Origin of the sequence: Halorubrum sp. Atlit-26R, assembly GCF_003666015.1 — an archaeon.
Lineage (GTDB): Archaea > Halobacteriota > Halobacteria > Halobacteriales > Haloferacaceae > Halorubrum.
On the sequence record NZ_QPLT01000393.1, the window covers coordinates 1 to 513 of the forward strand.

A 513-nucleotide genomic window follows, 5' to 3' on the forward strand; every position below is an offset into this window, starting at 1 on the left:
AGGTGGTGCGTTTCTTCGCCCGCAAAGCACACCAACGGGAGTCATAGCCCGTCGCACCACCGGTTGCCCGATCGCACGTGGCGACCGTCGAGTCGGAGCGTTGCTTCGCCAGGTACTCGCAGGTTCAAATCCTGTCGGTGGCGCAGTCCATCGAGAACATCCCGGACAAAGAGCGTACGAGAGGACGCTCGACACCGGTCCCGCTCCGACAGTGTTCCGGTCGCCGTGTCGCCAGTGGCCGTCGATCTGGAGCGCTACGTCGATGGCACGCTACGGGTTCGAATCCCGTCGTTCGCTCCAGAAATTGTCCGGCCACTCGTGTTCCCGTAACTCAGTTAGGACAGAGCACCGGCCTTCGAAGCCGGGTGTCGCACGTTCGAATCGTGCCGGGAACGTCCAGCCGAGCGATGCGAGGCTGGTTCGGGACGTTTTGCTCCCGAGACTCGTTGCTCACAGAGCGTGTGGGCAGCCACGATCGGAGTCGCCTGTTGCGGCTCCGGGTGAGAGTATGGA

Annotated in this window: 1 tRNA gene; it reads left to right on the plus strand. The window is 63.0% G+C overall.

Annotated elements, in window-relative coordinates:
* The first annotated feature begins 320 nt into the window (after window positions 1-320).
* Window positions 321-395, plus strand: a tRNA-Arg gene (locus DVK07_RS21120).
* Window positions 396-513 lie beyond the last annotated feature (118 nt).